Origin of the sequence: Luteimonas sp. MC1750 (genome assembly GCF_016615955.1) — a bacterium.
GTDB lineage: Bacteria > Pseudomonadota > Gammaproteobacteria > Xanthomonadales > Xanthomonadaceae > Luteimonas.
Map to the genome: position 1 here is coordinate 2,155,085 of NZ_CP067113.1, position 15,059 is coordinate 2,170,143.

The 15,059-nt window shown below is 71.7% G+C and carries 13 protein-coding genes and 1 tRNA gene; 7 read left to right on the forward strand and 7 right to left on the reverse strand.

The annotated features are described in order from the left end of the window. Nucleotides 1–25 precede the first annotated feature (25 nt). The 7 genes from JGR68_RS10085 to JGR68_RS10115 all read left to right on the forward strand — a co-directional run bounded on the left by JGR68_RS10085 (nt 26) and on the right by JGR68_RS10115 (nt 9,039). Nucleotides 26–1,501 (forward strand): Ppx/GppA phosphatase family protein, encoded by a 1,476-nt coding sequence (locus tag JGR68_RS10085; protein ID WP_199360798.1) that lies wholly within the window; start codon nt 26–28, stop codon nt 1,499–1,501. A 71-nt stretch (nt 1,502–1,572) separates the two neighbouring features. Beyond that, complete coding sequence (locus JGR68_RS10090) at nt 1,573–2,052, forward strand: LEA type 2 family protein (protein ID WP_199359899.1); 480 nt, start codon at nt 1,573–1,575, stop codon at nt 2,050–2,052. Between the two features lie 40 nt (nt 2,053–2,092). Continuing rightward, complete coding sequence (locus tag JGR68_RS10095; RefSeq protein WP_199359898.1) at nt 2,093–3,880, forward strand: acyl-CoA dehydrogenase C-terminal domain-containing protein; 1,788 nt, start codon at nt 2,093–2,095, stop codon at nt 3,878–3,880. A gap of 89 nt (nt 3,881–3,969) precedes the next feature. After that, entirely contained in the window at nt 3,970–4,578 is a 609-nt protein-coding gene (locus JGR68_RS10100; protein WP_234446640.1) for an HNH endonuclease, read from the forward strand. Between the two features lie 158 nt (nt 4,579–4,736). Then, complete coding sequence (locus JGR68_RS10105; RefSeq protein ID WP_199359896.1) at nt 4,737–5,879, forward strand: hypothetical protein; 1,143 nt, start codon at nt 4,737–4,739, stop codon at nt 5,877–5,879. A 67-nt stretch (nt 5,880–5,946) separates the two neighbouring features. After that, the gene (gene dxs / locus JGR68_RS10110) at nt 5,947–7,869 is read left to right on the forward strand and encodes a 1-deoxy-D-xylulose-5-phosphate synthase (protein WP_199359895.1); all 1,923 of its coding nucleotides are present in this window, start codon (nt 5,947–5,949) and stop codon (nt 7,867–7,869) included. Between the two features lie 69 nt (nt 7,870–7,938). Continuing rightward, on the forward strand, nt 7,939–9,039 hold the full coding sequence (locus tag JGR68_RS10115; protein ID WP_199359894.1) for a diguanylate cyclase: 1,101 nt from the start codon (nt 7,939–7,941) through the stop codon (nt 9,037–9,039). A gap of 36 nt (nt 9,040–9,075) precedes the next feature. Here JGR68_RS10115 and JGR68_RS10120 read toward each other — a convergent pair whose 3' ends face one another. From JGR68_RS10120 to rplT, 7 genes are all read right to left on the reverse strand, one after another. Continuing rightward, nucleotides 9,076–10,155, reverse strand: coding sequence for a TraB/GumN family protein (locus JGR68_RS10120; protein ID WP_199392463.1), 1,080 nt, complete (start codon nt 10,153–10,155; stop codon nt 9,076–9,078). Between the two features lie 121 nt (nt 10,156–10,276). Continuing rightward, nucleotides 10,277–10,353 (reverse strand) — tRNA-Pro (locus JGR68_RS10125). 66 nt (nt 10,354–10,419) lie between these two features. Continuing rightward, on the reverse strand, nt 10,420–10,776 hold the full coding sequence (locus JGR68_RS10130) for a MerR family transcriptional regulator (RefSeq protein WP_189496771.1): 357 nt from the start codon (nt 10,774–10,776) through the stop codon (nt 10,420–10,422). After that, a complete protein-coding gene (locus tag JGR68_RS10135) occupies nt 10,769–11,071 on the reverse strand; it encodes an integration host factor subunit alpha (protein WP_199359892.1) in 303 nt (100 codons plus the stop codon). The genes JGR68_RS10130 and JGR68_RS10135 overlap by 8 nt, the downstream gene beginning before the upstream one ends. A gap of 13 nt (nt 11,072–11,084) precedes the next feature. Beyond that, a complete protein-coding gene (pheT, locus tag JGR68_RS10140; RefSeq protein WP_199359891.1) occupies nt 11,085–13,460 on the reverse strand; it encodes a phenylalanine--tRNA ligase subunit beta in 2,376 nt (791 codons plus the stop codon). Between the two features lie 43 nt (nt 13,461–13,503). After that, nucleotides 13,504–14,532, reverse strand: a complete 1,029-nt coding sequence (pheS, locus tag JGR68_RS10145) for a phenylalanine--tRNA ligase subunit alpha (RefSeq protein WP_199359890.1) — start codon at nt 14,530–14,532, stop codon at nt 13,504–13,506. A gap of 166 nt (nt 14,533–14,698) precedes the next feature. Next, complete coding sequence (gene rplT / locus JGR68_RS10150) at nt 14,699–15,058, reverse strand: 50S ribosomal protein L20 (protein ID WP_132985197.1); 360 nt, start codon at nt 15,056–15,058, stop codon at nt 14,699–14,701. Nucleotide 15,059: the final 1 nt, after the last annotated feature.

The following is a 15,059-nucleotide window of genomic DNA, read 5'->3' on the forward strand; positions in this document are numbered from 1 at the left end:
GAGCCTGCCGCTGGTCGACGGCGACATGCTCGCCGCGATAGACCTCGGCTCCAACAGCTACCACATGGTCGTGGCGCGCTACACCCTGGGCCAGCTGCGGATCGTTGACCGCCTGCGCGAAACGGTGCGCATGGCCGAGGGCCTGGACGCCCGCGGCGGCCTCGATGCCGGCGTCCGCCAGCGCGCGCTGCAGTGCCTGGCGCGCTTCGGCCAGCGCATCCGCGACATCCCCCCGCACCGCGTGCGCGCGGTGGCGACCAATACCGTGCGCCGGCTGGCCGCGCCGCAGGCCTTTCTGATGCCGGCGGAAACCGCGCTCGGCCACGCGATCGAGATCGTCGCGGGCCGCGAGGAGGCCCGCCTGGTCTATCTCGGCGTCGCGCATGCGCAGCCGCCCAAGGCGGGACACCGGCGGCTGGTGCTCGACATCGGCGGCGGTTCCACCGAATGCATCATCGGCCGCGGCTTCGAGACCCTCGAACGCGAGAGCGTGCAGCTGGGTGCGGTCGCCGGCACGCTGCGCTATTTCGGCAACGGCCGCCTGTCCAGGCGCAAGTGGCGCGACGCGGTGATCGAAGCCTCGGTGGAGTTCCAGCAGTTCGCCGCGACCTATCGCAGCCTCGGCTGGCAGGAAGCGATCGGCGCCTCGGGCACCAACAAGGCGATCGGCGAGATCTGCGCGGCGATGAAGCTCACCAAGGGAGCGATCACGGCCGACGCCCTGCCGGTGGTGCGCGATGCGCTGCTGCGTGCCGGGCACATCGACGACATCAGCCTGCCCGGGCTGTCCGACGAGCGACGCCCGATCATCGCCGGCGGACTGCTGGTGCTCGAAGCGGCCTTCACCAGCCTCGGGCTGCAGCGGATGATGGTCAGCAAGGCCGCGCTGCGCGAGGGCGTGCTGTACGACATGGTCGGCCGTGCCGGCGACAAGGACCCGCGCGAGGCTTCGGTGGACGCGCTGGTGCTGCGCTACGGCATCGACGTGGCCCAGGCGCTGCGCGTCGAATCCAGCGTGCTCAAGCTGTTCGACCAGGTGGCCGCCGCCTGGCAGCTTACCCCCGACGACCGCCTGATGCTGTCCTGGGCTGCGCGCCTGCACGAGCTTGGCCTGACGATCGCGCACAGCCAGTACCAGGTGCACGGCGCCTACATCCTGGCCCACTCGGACATCGCGGGCTTCTCGCGCCAGGAGCAGGAGTTCCTGGCCGCGCTGGTGCGCGCGCATCGCCGCAAGGTGCCCAAGAGCGTGTTCGAGGCCCTGCCCGACCGCCTGCTGCCGGCCGCCCGCCAGCTGTCGGTGCTGCTGCGCCTGGCGGTGCTGCTGCATCGCGGCCACGAGCGCCCGGACATTCCCGGCCTCGACGCCGTGGCGCGCGGCGACGTGCTGGAGCTGCGCCTGCCGGCCCGCTACCTCGACGAACGCCCGCTGCTGCAGGCCGACCTCGCCGGCGAGCCCGCCGAAACCGCGGCGCTGGCGCTGACGGTGCGGATCACCTGACGCGCCGAGTCCACCATCCGCCACCGTATCGAGCGGTGCTATGCTCCGGCGAGCGCACTCCGGAGGCGGCAATGGCACGTCGAATCACGCTTTTCGCACTCGGGCTGGCCGTCGCCGCGCTGGCGGCCTGCTCCAGCGGTCCCGCCCGCCGGGTCTCCGAACCCGCCGCCAGCATCCAGCAGCTCGCCGTGCAGGCCGACGGCAGCTGGTCGGTCAGCCTGCGCCTGCAGAACTACAGCAGCGTGCCGATGCGCTTCGACGCGGTCGACCTCGCGGTCAGCGTCGGCGGCCAGGCCGCCGGATCCCTGACCGACGCCCCGGCGCTCGAGATCGGGCCCGAATCGGCCGACGTCGTCGCCGTGCGCATGCAGCCGGCGTCGGCGGCACGCATGCTGCTCGCCGATGCCCTGGCGGCCGGCCGCGGCGTCGACTACGCGCTCGACGGCACGATCAGCGCCGCGCCCGCCGACCGCGGCGGCGCCCGCAGCTATGCCGTGAAGCGCACGAGCGCGCTCAGCCCCACCCCGGGCCTCCCCGGCGTGCTGCGCTGACCGCCCCTCCCATCGCAGACAGACAGGATCCCTGCCGCACATGAGCCAGTACACCGCCCCGCTCGCCGACATCCGCTTCGTCCTCGACCACGTGCTGGATGCCCAGGCACAGTTCGCGCGCCTCGGCCACGCCGACGCCACCCCCGACGTGATCGACGCCGTGCTGGAAGAGGCCGCGCGCTTCAGCGGCAGCGTGCTGGCGCCACTCAACGCGGTCGGCGACCAGCAGGGCTGCCACCACGATCCCGCGACCGGCGATGTCACCACGCCCGACGGCTTCAAGGCCGCCTACGCGCAGTACGTCGACGGCGGCTGGCCGGGGCTCACCGCCGCGCCGGAGCACGGCGGCCAGGGCCTGCCGCACCTGGTCGGCACCGTCGTCAGCGAGATGATCAACGGCGCCAACCTCGCCTGGGGCAACTTTCCGCTGCTGTCGCACGGCGCGGTCGAGGCCCTGCGCCAGCACGGCGAGGACTGGCAGCGCGAGGTCTTCCTCAAGCCGCTGATCGAGGGCCGCTGGACCGGCACCATGTGCCTGACCGAACCGCACTGCGGCACCGACCTCGGCCTGCTGCGCACGCGCGCGCAGCCGTCCGGCGACGGCTATGCCATCACCGGCACCAAGATCTTCATCACCGCCGGCGAGCACGACTTCACCGACAACATCATCCACCTGGTGCTGGCGAAGCTCCCCGACGCGCCCGCGGGTGCGAAGGGCATCTCGCTGTTCGTGGTGCCGAAGTTCAAGGTCGCGCGCGACGGCAGCGTCGGCGCGCGCAACGCCGTGCGCTGCGGCTCGATCGAGCACAAGATGGGCATCAAGGGCTCGGCCACCTGCGTGATGAATTTCGACGGCGCCGAGGGCTGGCTGGTGGGCGAGGCGCATGGCGGCCTCAAGGCCATGTTCACCATGATGAACTCCGCGCGCCTGGGCGTCGGCCTGCAGGGCATCGGCCTGTCCGAGCGCGCCTGGCAGAACGCGCTGCGTTATTCGCGCGAACGCCTGCAGTCGCGTTCGCTGACCGGCCCCAAGGCACCCGACAAGCCGGCCGATCCGATCATCGTCCACCCCGACGTGCGCCGCATGCTGCTTTCGGTGAAGGCGCTGACCGAGGGCAGCCGCATGCTGGCGATGCATGCCGGCAGCCTGCTCGACGTCGCCACGCATGCCGAAGACGCGGGCGAGCGCGAGCGCGCCGAAATCCTGGTGAGCTTCCTGACGCCGATTTCCAAGGCCTGCCAGACCGAGTGGGGAATCGAGAACACCTACAACGCGCTGCAGTGCTTCGGCGGCCATGGCTATATCGCCGAGCACGGCATGGAGCAGCTGGCACGCGACGCTCGCATCACCACGTTGTACGAGGGCACGACCGGCATCCAGGCCCTGGACCTGGCCGGGCGCAAGACGGCCTCCTCGCGCGGCGCCGGCCTGAAGCTGTTCCTGGCCGACGTCGAAGCCTTCTGCACGGCGCACGCCGGCGACGCCGATGTCGCGGCCGACATCGCCACCCTGCGCGCCCGGTGCGCCGAGTGGACCACGCTGACCACCGGCATGCTGCAGGCGGCCGCGGCCAATCCCGACGAGATCGGTGCCGCGTCCTGGGACTACCTGTTCTATTCCGGCTACGTCGTGCTGGCGTACTGGTGGCTGCGCGCCAGCGTAGCCGCCCGCGACGCGTCGCTTCCGGCGGCGTTCAAGGATGCCAAGCGGGAAACCGCGCGCTTCTACTTCGCCCGCATCCTGCCGCGCACCCTGGCGCACGCCGAGGCCATGCGCGCCGGCGCAGGCCCGCTGATGGACCTCGACGCGGACAGCTTCGGCAGCTGACCGCGGGCGCTACACAAGGCGTCACCGGGGGCGTATAAGCTGTTGTTCCCATGGAACCCGACAGAGCTCGACTGGGCCTCGTCAGCGGCATGGAATCCCCGGCGACCGCCCAGGTGGCCGGCACGGGGGTCCCGGCGCTGGGACGCGTGCGCCTGCTGGCCCTCGATGCCCACGGCCGCGCACTGGACTGGATGAGCTGGCAGGAAGCGACCTGCCTCTATGTCCGCGGCGCGGTGGCCTGGACCCTGGGCCAACCCTGCCTGGCCGTGCGCGGCGGCACCAGCCGCGCCACCGGCCAGCGCAGCCTGGTCGAACTGCATCCGATCGTGGCCGCACGCGGCCATGCCCACGCCCGGGCCATCGACCCCACGCCGGCCCTCACCAACAGCGCGCTGTTCGCGCGCGACCAGCACCTGTGCATGTACTGCGGCCACGGCCATGCCCGCCAGCAGCTCACACGCGACCATGTGCACCCGGTCTCGCGCGGTGGTGCCGACATCTGGGAAAACGTGGTCACCGCCTGCTTCGCCTGCAACTCGCGCAAGGGCGGACGCACGCCCGCGCAGGCCTCCATGCCGCTGCTGGCGGTGCCCTACCGCCCGAGCTGGATCGAGCACCTGATCCTGTCCAACCGCAACATCCTCGCCGACCAGATGGCCTTCCTGTCGAGCCAGCTGCCGAAGCGGCGCCGGCACTGACGCCCGCCGCGTTGCAGTTCGCAAAGCGCGCGCGACCGCGGTCACCAATCACCGCCGCAGGTGACGCGCAGCAGCCGTAACTGCCGTCCCGCGCGCGTTGACGCGGCTTGCGGGCTCCGCAACACTTCCTGACTCACCACCGTCGGGAATGCCGCGCGATGTCCTTGACCCTCGGCCTGACCGGGATGGATCCAGCCACCGAAGCCGCCCTCAAGGCCGCCTTCCTCGAGGCCAATGCGCGCCTCGGCCAGCGCTGGGCGCTGGTGCCCGACGCCGAGGCAAGCCATGTCGTGGTCGACATGGACAGCATGTACGGACCGATGAGCTGGCTGCGGCTGCACGCCGCCGGGCGCCAGGTCATCGGACTGACGTCGGCACCGCGCACGCAGACCGACTACCGGCTGGGACGACCGTTCGACGTCGAGCAGCTCGCCGGACTGCTGGTTGATGTGGCGCGTGGCGCCGGCGTCGAGCTGCAGGCTGCGGACGCGGCGGCAGGCTCGCCAGCCTCGGCCAGCGAGCCTGCTGCCGCAACACGGACGGATGAAGCGCCGGCTGCGAGCGCGCCGGTCGAGGAGGCGGCCCCGGTACAGGCGGCTGTCGTCTCCGCGCAGGTCGAAACGCGTGGGACAGCGGTCGAGCTGGAGGGGCCGGACACGACGGCATCCGCACGACCCGCGGATGAATCCGCTGACAACTCCCCGCCGGCGGCCGCTGCAGCCGACATCGCGCGCATTCCCGGACTGGCCAGCTGGCTCGGACAGGGCGCGCTCAGCCGCCGCGTCCGCTTCCGCCACGCCGGCGGCACCACGCTGTTCATCGATCCTGCGGCCGATGCCTGGCACGGCCCGACTGCGCTGAAGTCGATCGCCGCCTGCTTCGAACATCCGGTTACCGCGGACGACTTCGAGGCGCTGGACGACGCCACCTGGCTGCGCGAGACCGCGTCGGCGGGCGCGCCGCAGCCGCTTCCGCGCCTGCGCTGGCTGGGCGGCCTCCTCGCGGGCAAGGGCGAACTCCTGCCGGGCTACGACGCCTCGGACCGCTTCCAGCTCAACAAATGGTCGCAGACCGAGCGCGAGTACCCGCGCCACTTCCGCATCGCGACCCAGATGATGAAGGGACCGGCGACGCTGGCGGAGATCGCCGAGGCCAGCGGCGTGCCCGGACCGGACGTGGCCGACTTCATCAATGCCAACCTCGCGACCGGCTTCGCCGAACCCGTGGTCGAGGCGCCGCCCGTGGTCGAGGAACCGGTCAAGGCCCGCGGCGGGCTGCTGGGGCGACTGCGAAGCCGCTGAACGGGCCCCTGGCCCGGGGCGGCGCCTGCATGCGCCGCAGTACGTCGCACCGTCTTACAATGCGTGGATGATCGACTCCACGCGCCATCCGCGCCTCGCGCGCATCGACAGCCCGGCCCGCCTCCGCGAATTCGACGAGGCGGAACTGCCCGCGATCGCCGACGAACTGCGCGCCTACCTCATCGAATCCGTCGGCAGGAGCGGTGGCCATTTCGGCGCCGGCCTGGGCGTGGTCGAGCTGACCACCGCCCTGCACTACCTCTATGACACGCCGCGCGACCGCATCGTCTGGGACGTCGGCCACCAGGCCTATCCGCACAAGATCCTGACCGGCCGCCGCGACAGCATCCACACGGTCAAGCAGAAGGACGGCGTCTCGCCCTTCCCCAAGCGCGAGGAAAGCGAGTACGACACCTTCGGCGTCGGCCACTCCTCGACGAGCATCTCGGCGGCGCTGGGCATGGCGATCGCCTCGGCGCGCGCGGGCGAGGACCGCCGCGTGGTCGCCGTGATCGGCGACGGCGCGATGACCGCGGGCATGGCCTACGAGGCGCTCAACCACGCCGGCGGCATGGAGCCCGAGCCGGACATCCTGGTGATCCTCAACGACAACCGGATGTCGATCAGCGAGAACGTCGGCGGGCTGACCAAGATGCTCGGCCGCGCCACCGGCAGCCAGACGCTCAACGCGCTGCGCGAGGGCGGCAAGAAGCTGCTGGGCGACCGCAACAACCCGACCGCGCGCTTCGTGCGCCGCTGGGAGGAGCACTGGAAGGGCATGCTGCTGCCGTCCACGCTGTTCGAGGAAATGGGCTTCCACTACACCGGCCCGATCGACGGCAACGACATGAAGGCGCTGGTCTCCGCGCTGAAGGTGGTCCGCGGCATGAAGGGGCCGCAGCTGCTCCATGTCATCACCACCAAGGGCAAGGGCTACGAACGCGCCGAGGGCGACCAGATCGGCTACCACGCGGTCTCGCCCTTCGATCCCGACCTGGGCGTGGTGTCCCGGCCCGGCGCGGTGAAGAAGCCGACCTATACCGAGGTGTTCGGCGCCTGGCTGTGCGACATGGCCACCGCGGACCCGTCGCTGATGGGCATCACCCCGGCGATGCGCGAAGGCTCCGGGCTGGTGCGCTTCTCGCAGGAGCACCCCGCGCGCTACTTCGACGTGGCCATCGCCGAGCAGCACGCGGTCACGCTGGCCGCGGGCATGGCCTGCGAGGGCGCCAAGCCGGTGGTCGCGATCTACTCGACCTTCCTCCAGCGCGGCTACGACCAGCTGGTGCACGACGTCGCCCTGCAGGAACTCGACGTGCTGTTCGCGATCGACCGCGGCGGCGTGGTTGGCCCCGACGGCGCGACCCACGCCGGCAACCTCGACCTCAGCTTCCTGCGCTGCGTGCCGAACATGGTGGTGATGGCCCCTGCGGACGAGAACGAGTGCCGGCAGATGCTGACCACCGGTTTCCGCCACGCCGGCCCGGCCGCGGTGCGCTATCCGCGCGGCAGCGGTCCCGGGACCGCGGTCGACGCCGGCCTGGACAGCCTGCCGATCGGCAAGGCGCAGCTGCGCCGCCAGGGCGCGGGCATCGCCCTGCTCGCCTTCGGCGCCACGGTGCCGGCGGCCGAAGCGGTCGGCGCGGACCTGGGACTGACGGTGGTCAACATGCGCTTCGTGAAGCCGCTCGACCGCGACCTGCTGCTGGAACTCGCGCGCACGCACCAGGGCCTGGTCACGGTCGAGGACAACGTCGTCATGGGCGGCGCCGGCTCGGGTGTCTCGGAGCTCCTGGCGGCCGAAGGCGTCGTGCTGCCGGTGCTGCACCTCGGCCTGCCCGATGCCTTCCAGCACCACGCCAGCCGCGAGGACCTGCTGGCCGAAGCCGGCATCGACGCGACCGGCATCCGCGCCTCGGTGCTGGCGCGCTGGCCCGACGTGGAGCAGGCTGCGGCCGAGACGCCCGGTCCGCGCAGCGCGGCCGGCTGAGGGCGGCGCGGGGCCTATACTCGGGACATCCGGCGCGTTGGCGCCGGCGGCCGACCGGGGGGAGGGCCAGTGGAGACAGCACCAGGGAGCGGACAGGCGGGCGCGACGGCGTTCAGCTCGCCGCGCGCGCGCGCGGCGCTGCCGCGGCGCGTGTACCGCTATCGCATGCTCGGCATGGGGCTGGGCGCACTCGCCATGGCCACGGTGCTGCTGGAGCTGCGTGCCGGACCGGTGCGCTGGATCCTGTGCGCGCTGACCGGGCTGGCCTGGCCGCACCTCGCCTACCAGCTGGCCAGGCGCAGCGCCGATCCCTACGCGGCCGAGCAGCGCAACCTGCTGGTCGATTCGGCGATCGCCGCGCTCTGGGTGCCGCTGATGCATTTCAACCTGTTGCCCAGCGTGCTGCTGCTGGCGCTGTCGACGGCGGACAAGATCAATTCCGACATCCCCGGCCTGGTGCGGCGCTCGCTTCCGGTGTCGCTGGCCGCGGTGCTGGCCGGGGGCCTGGCGACCGGCTTCGCCTTCGCGCCCACGTCGAGTACCGCGGTGATCCTGGCGAGCCTGCCGATGCTGCTGATCCACACCGGCATGGTCAGCCTCGGGCGGCAGCAACTGGTGCGCAAGGTGCTGCAGAAAAACCGCGAACTGGACCTGCTGGGCCGTGTCGACCGGGTCACCGGGCTGGCGCTGCGCGGCCACTGGGAGCGCGATGCCGCGACGGCCCTGCACGACGTCCACGCCCACGACCGGCCGGCCGCGCTGCTGCTGATCGACGTCGACGGCTTCAAGCGCGTCAACGACGAGAGCGGCCACGTCGCGGGCGACGCGCTGCTGCGCGCAGCCGGCGCGTCGCTGCGCACGCTGCTGCGGCCGGGCGACATCGCCGGCCGCTACGGTGGCGACGAGTTCGCGGTGGTCTGCCCGTCCACCGACCTCGAGGCCGCCGCCCGGCTGGCCGAGGCCTACCGGGCCGCGGTCGAGCGGATCGCCCTGCCGGAGGCACCCGGACAGGCGTACTCGGTGAGCATCGGGATCGCCCAGGCGCGCGCCAACCACGCACGCATCGAACACTGGATCAGCGCCGCCGACGCCGCCCTGTACGAGGCCAAGCGCGGCGGCCGCAACCGCCTGGTGCTGGCACCCGGCGAGGCGCAGGACGCCGGCGGCTGAACGCCCCGCGCGCCTGGGGCGCCCGGATCCGTGCGCCTAGGGCGCCTCGATCGTGTAACCGCGCGCGGCCAGCTTCTCCAGCATGCCGTCCGCACCCAGCAGGTGGTGCATCGGCAGCGACGCGAAGCTCGAGGGATGCTCGGCCAGGGCCTGGTCCACGTTCTCCAGCCAGGCGGTCGCGGCGCGCTGCCGCATGTCGGCGATCCCGAGCCGCTGCGCGAGCGCACTGCCGGTCAGGGCCTCCTCGCAGCTCGCGTAGTGGTTCTCGTAGGGCAGCGCGCGCAGCACGTCGATGTCGCCCACCGCCCAGGCGTTGGCCCGGGCACGCATGTTGTCCAGGTCGGTCTCGATCCGGCTCATCGTGCCGGCGAAGCATTCGCGGTCGGCCAGGTCGCTCTCGGCCAACTCCCTGAGCACGGTCTTCGGATCGTCGACCGTCAGCCGCACGGTGGTTTCGACCAGCGGCACGCCGCCGTCCTTGCGCGCCCTGCGCAGCACCGGCGCCACCACGCCGTCGGTGCGCAGCCCGGACTTGTCGAGCGCCGCTTCGTACAGCGCCTGCGCCGCCAGCAGCGGTCGGCGCTTCTCGACGCCACGGTCGCGGCCCATGTAGCGCGCCTTCAACACCAGCCAGCGGGCGTAGAGCTGTGGCGACACCACTTCGCTGAGCGGACGCTTGCCCGGGTTGTTGCGCGCGCGCAGCATCGCCGGCACCAGCGCCACCCCGCCGAAAAAGCCGACGTCGGCGTCCACCGCGATCGACGGCACGCCGATCACCACCTGCGAACCGGCGATGACCGCTTCGACGTCGGTCGAGCTCCACTCCATGCGCCGCGGAAGCGGCGAGACGGTGCCCAGGATGTGCAGCACGTGCTCGCCGTGGCGCACCTTCCACATACCCGGCCCCGGCTGCGCGCCCGACACCACCATGGCCTCAAGGTCGACGATGCCGTCGGCGGGCGGCAACGCCGCCGCGTCCGCGGTCGCGGCGGCGTCGGCGGGCGGTACTCCAGGGGCGTCCGCGGGGGCGGCGACCCTGCCCCGGTCTTCGGCACGGGCCGGCACCGGGAGCGCGGCGATCGCCGCAAGGAACAGCACGAGAACAGCAGTTTCCATCCGCTTCGCTTGCATGCCGCACGTCCTGTTGGCGATGAAGGCTGTTGGAGCGTGGCAGGCACGGAAGGTTCCCGCCTCCGGACGGCACGAAGCCCGCGCGTGGCGGGCTTCGTGGTTGAACTGGTCGGGGTAGCCGGATTCGAACCGACGACCACTTGTCCCCCAGACAAGTGCGCTACCAGGCTGCGCTATACCCCGGTCGGAGAATTATAGCCGCCGCGGCGCCACGATGGGAGCCGCAGGGCACTGAAACTTCGCCTGTGCTCAGCGCCGCAGCAGCTGCAGCACGTCCTCCAGCTCCATCCGCACCTGGCGGACGATCTGGGTGCTGAGCGCGGACTCCTGGCGTGCATCCTCGCCCTCGAGGCGCAGGCGCGCGCCGCCGATGGTGTAGCCCTGCTCGTACAGCAGGCCGCGGATCTGGCGGACCATCAGCACGTCGTGGCGCTGGTAGTAGCGGCGGTTGCCGCGGCGCTTGACCGGGCTGAGGCTGGGAAACTCGGTCTCCCAGTAGCGCAGCACATGCGGCTTCACGTCGCACAGCTCGCTGACCTCGCCGATGGTGAAGTAGCGCTTGGCCGGGATCGGCGGAAGCTCGCGGTTGCTGCCGGGGTCAAGCATGGGTGCCTCCCGCGTACGCTTCCACGCGCTCCTTGAGCTTCTGGCCCGGGCGGAAGGTGACCACGGTGCGTGCCGAGATCGGGATCTCCTCGCCGGTCTTGGGGTTGCGGCCGGGACGCTGGTTCTTGCGGCGCAGGTCGAAGTTGCCGAAGCCCGAAAGCTTGACCTGGCGGCCGGCCTGCAGCGCTTCGCGCAGGGCGTCGAAGAACGCGTCGACGAATTCCTTCGCCTCGCGCTTGTTCAGCCCGACCTCCACGTAGAGCCGCTCCGCCATTTCCGCCTTGGTCAACGCCATGCCGCCAGCCTCCTCATCCCCTGATCCGCGCTCCATGCGCGGCCGCGACCGCATCGGTGACCGAGGCCACCACCGCATCGACATCGCGGTCGATCAGCGTGCGCGAACCATCCTGCAGAATCAAGCCCATGGCCACACTCTTGAATCCTGTTTCCACGCCTGATCCGACATAGACATCGAACAGTCGCAGCTGCCGCAGCGACGGTCCGGCGGCGGCCGAAGCGGTGGCTTCGAGCTCGCCCCAGGAAACGCTGTCGGCAACGATGAATGCGAGGTCGCGGCGCACCGAGGGGAACCGCGACAGCGCCTGCGCCCTGGGCAGCCAGCGGGCGGTCAGCGCCGCGAGATCGAGCTCGAAGGCCACCGCGGGATGGTCCAGCTCCAGCGCCTGCTGCAGGCGCGGGTGCAGCTCGGCGATCGCGCCGACCACCTCGCCGTCGCGCAGCACCTCGGCGGCGCGGCCGGGATGCGCCCAGGCCGGCGCGGCGGCGCGGAATTCCAAGCGCGCGCCCGACAGCGCCGCGAGCGCCTCGAGGTCGCCCTTGAGGTCATGGAAGTCGACGCGGCGCGCGTGCATGCCCCACTGCTCGAGACCCGCGTCACCGCTCGCGACCGCGGCGATGCGCGGGGTTTCCAGCGGTGCCGCGCCCGCGCCGGCGGCCCGGAACACCTTGCCGATTTCGAACAGGCGCACCCGGCCCTGCTGGCGCGCAGCGTTGCGCGCCAGCGCGTCGACCAGGCCCGGCAGCAGCCGCGGGCGCATCACGCCCAGCTCGGCGCTGAGCGGATTGGCCAGCGGCACCAGCGCCTCGTCGGCCTGCCAGCGCGCCAGCAGCGCGGCATCGACGAAGGCGTAGTTGATCGCCTCGAGGTAGCCACGCCCGGCCAGCGCGCGGCGCAGGTCGCGCTCGGGCACGCGGCGCTCGCTCGGGGACACCAGGCGCGTGCCGCCGCCCGGCAACGTGGTCGGCACGGCGTCGTAGCCATGGATGCGCGCGACTTCCTCGATCAGGTCCTCCTCGATGGCGAGGTCGAAGCGGCGCGTCGGCGCGGTGACCGTCCAGCCGTCGGCGCCCGCTTCGACGCCGAGACCCAGCGCGCGCAGGATGCGCTCGACCTCGGCGTCGGCGATGTCCACGCCCAGCACGCGGGCCAGTCGCGCGCGGCGCAGCACGATCGTCACCGGGCGCGGCAGCGCCTCGGGCAGGACGGCTTCGGTGACCGGGCCGGGAGCGCCGCCGGCGATGTCCAGGACCAGCCTGGTCGCGTACTCGATCGCGGTGCGCGGCAGCTCCGGATCGACGCCGCGCTCGAAGCGGTGCCCGGCGTCGGTGTGCAGGCCCAGGCGACGGCCGCGGCCGATGATCGCGGACGGCGCGAAGTGCGCGGCTTCGAGGAAGACGGTCCGCGTGGCACCGGTGACGCGCGTATCGAAGCCGCCCATCAGGCCGGCCAGGCCGACCGGACGGTCGGCATCGGTGACTACCAGGAAGCCGTCGTCGAGCGCGGCGTCGCGACCGTCGAGCAGCACCAGCGACTCGCCGGCGCGTGCGCGCCGCACGCCCACCGGACCCTTGAGCAGGTCGCGGTCGTAGGCATGCATCGGCTGGCCGAGTTCGAGCATCACGTACTGGGTCACGTCCACCAGCAGCGAGACCGGCCGCACGCCGCTGCGGCGCAGCCGCTCGGCCATCCAGACCGGCGTGGCGCGCGCGGCGTCGACGCCCTCGATCACGCGCCCCAGGTAGCGCGGCGCGTCCGCGCCGGCCTCCAGGCGCACGTCGACCGTCGCCGTGCCCGCGGCAGGCACCGGTGCCACGCCCGGATCGGCCACCGCGCCACCGCAGGCCGCCGCCACGTCATAGGCGATGCCGCGGATGCCGAAGCAGTCGGCCCGGTTCGGGGTGAGCTTGAGCTCGAAGGTCGCATCGGGCAGGCCGAGATAGCCGGCCAGCGGCGCACCGACCGGCGCATCGTCCGGGAGCTCGAGGAGGCCCGACGCATCGGCGTCGATGCCGAGCTCCTTCGCCGAACACAGCATGCCGTTCGATTCGACGCCGCGCAGCTTCGCGGCCTTGATGGTCAGCTCGCCGACCGTCGTGCCGATGGTGGCCAGCGGCGCGACGAGGCCAGGACGTGCGTTCGGCGCGCCGCACACGATCTGCAGCATGCCCGCCGGCCCCGCGTCGACCTGGCAGACCTGCAGCCGGTCGGCCTCGGGGTGCTTCTCCGCCGACACGATGCGCGCCACCAGCACGCCGTCCAGGCCTTCGCCCAGCCGCGTCACCTCCTCGACCTCGAGGCCGATGGCGGTCAGCGTGGCCGCCAGCGCATCGCGCGTGGCGTCGGTGGGGACGTGCTGGCGCAGCCAGTTCTCGGAGAATTTCATCGCAACACCCGGTTGTCAGGGTCGAAGGACTGACGCGGGCGCGTCAGGCGAACTGGCGCAGGAAGCGCAGGTCGTTGTCGAAGAAGCTGCGCAGGTCGTCGACGCCGTAGCGCAGCATCGCGAAGCGCTCCACGCCCAGGCCGAAGGCGAAGCCGGTGTAGCGCTCGGGATCGATGCCCACCGCGCGCAGCACGTTCGGATGCACCATGCCGCAGCCGAGCACCTCCAGCCAGCGGCTGCTGCCATCGGGCTGGGCCCAGGCGATGTCGACTTCGGCGGAGGGTTCGGTGAAGGGGAAATAGCTCGGGCGGAAGCGCATCTCGAAGTCGCGCTCGAAGAACGCACGGACGAATTCGGACAGCGTGCCCTTGAGGTCGGCGAAGCTCGCGTGCTCGTCGATCAGCAGGCCCTCGCACTGGTGGAACATCGGCGTGTGCGTCTGGTCGGAGTCCGAGCGGTAGACCTTGCCCAGCGCGATCATGCGCAGCGGCGGCTGGCCACCGGCGGCGAGCAGGTCCTGCATGTAGCGCACCTGCACGCCCGAGGTGTGGGTACGCAGCAGCCGGCGCTGGCCGCCCTCGCCCGGCGGGTCGACGTAGAACGTGTCGTGCATGGCGCGCGCCGGATGGTGCGGCGGGAAGTTCAGGGCCTCGAAGTTGTGCCAGTCGTCCTCGATCTCCGGCCCGTCGGCGAGTTCATAGCCCAGGCGGCCGAAGATGTCGGCGATCCGCTCCATGGTGCGGCTGACCGGATGCACGCCGCCGGCGTCGCCGTTGCGGCCCGGCAGGGTGATGTCGATGGTCTCGGACGCGAGACGTGCCTCGAGCGCCGCGGCGTCGAGGCCGGCCTTGCGCGCCAACAGCGCGCTGCCGATGGCATCACGCGCGCGGTTGATCGACTCACCCGCGGCCTTGCGCTGCTCGGCGGGCAGCGCGCCGAGCGACTTGAGCTGGGCGGTGACGCTGCCGCTCTTGCCCAGGAGCGCCACGCGCAGGCCCTCGACGGCGTCGGAGGTCGCGGCGGCGGCAATGTCGGCGAGCGCCTGCTCGCGGATGGATTCGATATCGGTCATCGGGGCACCATCGAAGGCCTTTCGGGGGCCGGAAACGAAACATGGGGAAGGACTTGCGCCCTTCCCCATGTGGGAGCCGCTATAGCGGCGATGTCGTCCTGCCTGCCCTGGTCGCGGCTATAGCCGCTCCTACAGGTTGCAGAGCGCGGGACGACGCCGGGCGGGCTCAGGCTGCGAGCGCGCCCTTCGCCTTCTCGGCCAGCGCGGCAAAACCCGCCGCGTCGTGCACGGCGATGTCCGCCAGCACCTTGCGGTCGAGGGTGATGCCGGCCTTCATCAGCCCGTTCATGAAGCGGCTGTAGCTCAGGCCGTTGATGCGGGCCGCGGCGTTGATGCGGGTGATCCACAGCGAGCGGAAATTCCGCTTCTTCTGCTTGCGACCGATATAGGCGTACTGCAGGGCCTTGGTGACGGCCTGCTTGGCAACGCGGAACACCTTGCGGCGCGCGTTGTAGTAACCCTTGGCCTGCTTGAGGACCTTCTTGTGACGGCGGCGCGCCTGAACGCCACGCTTGACTCGTGCCATG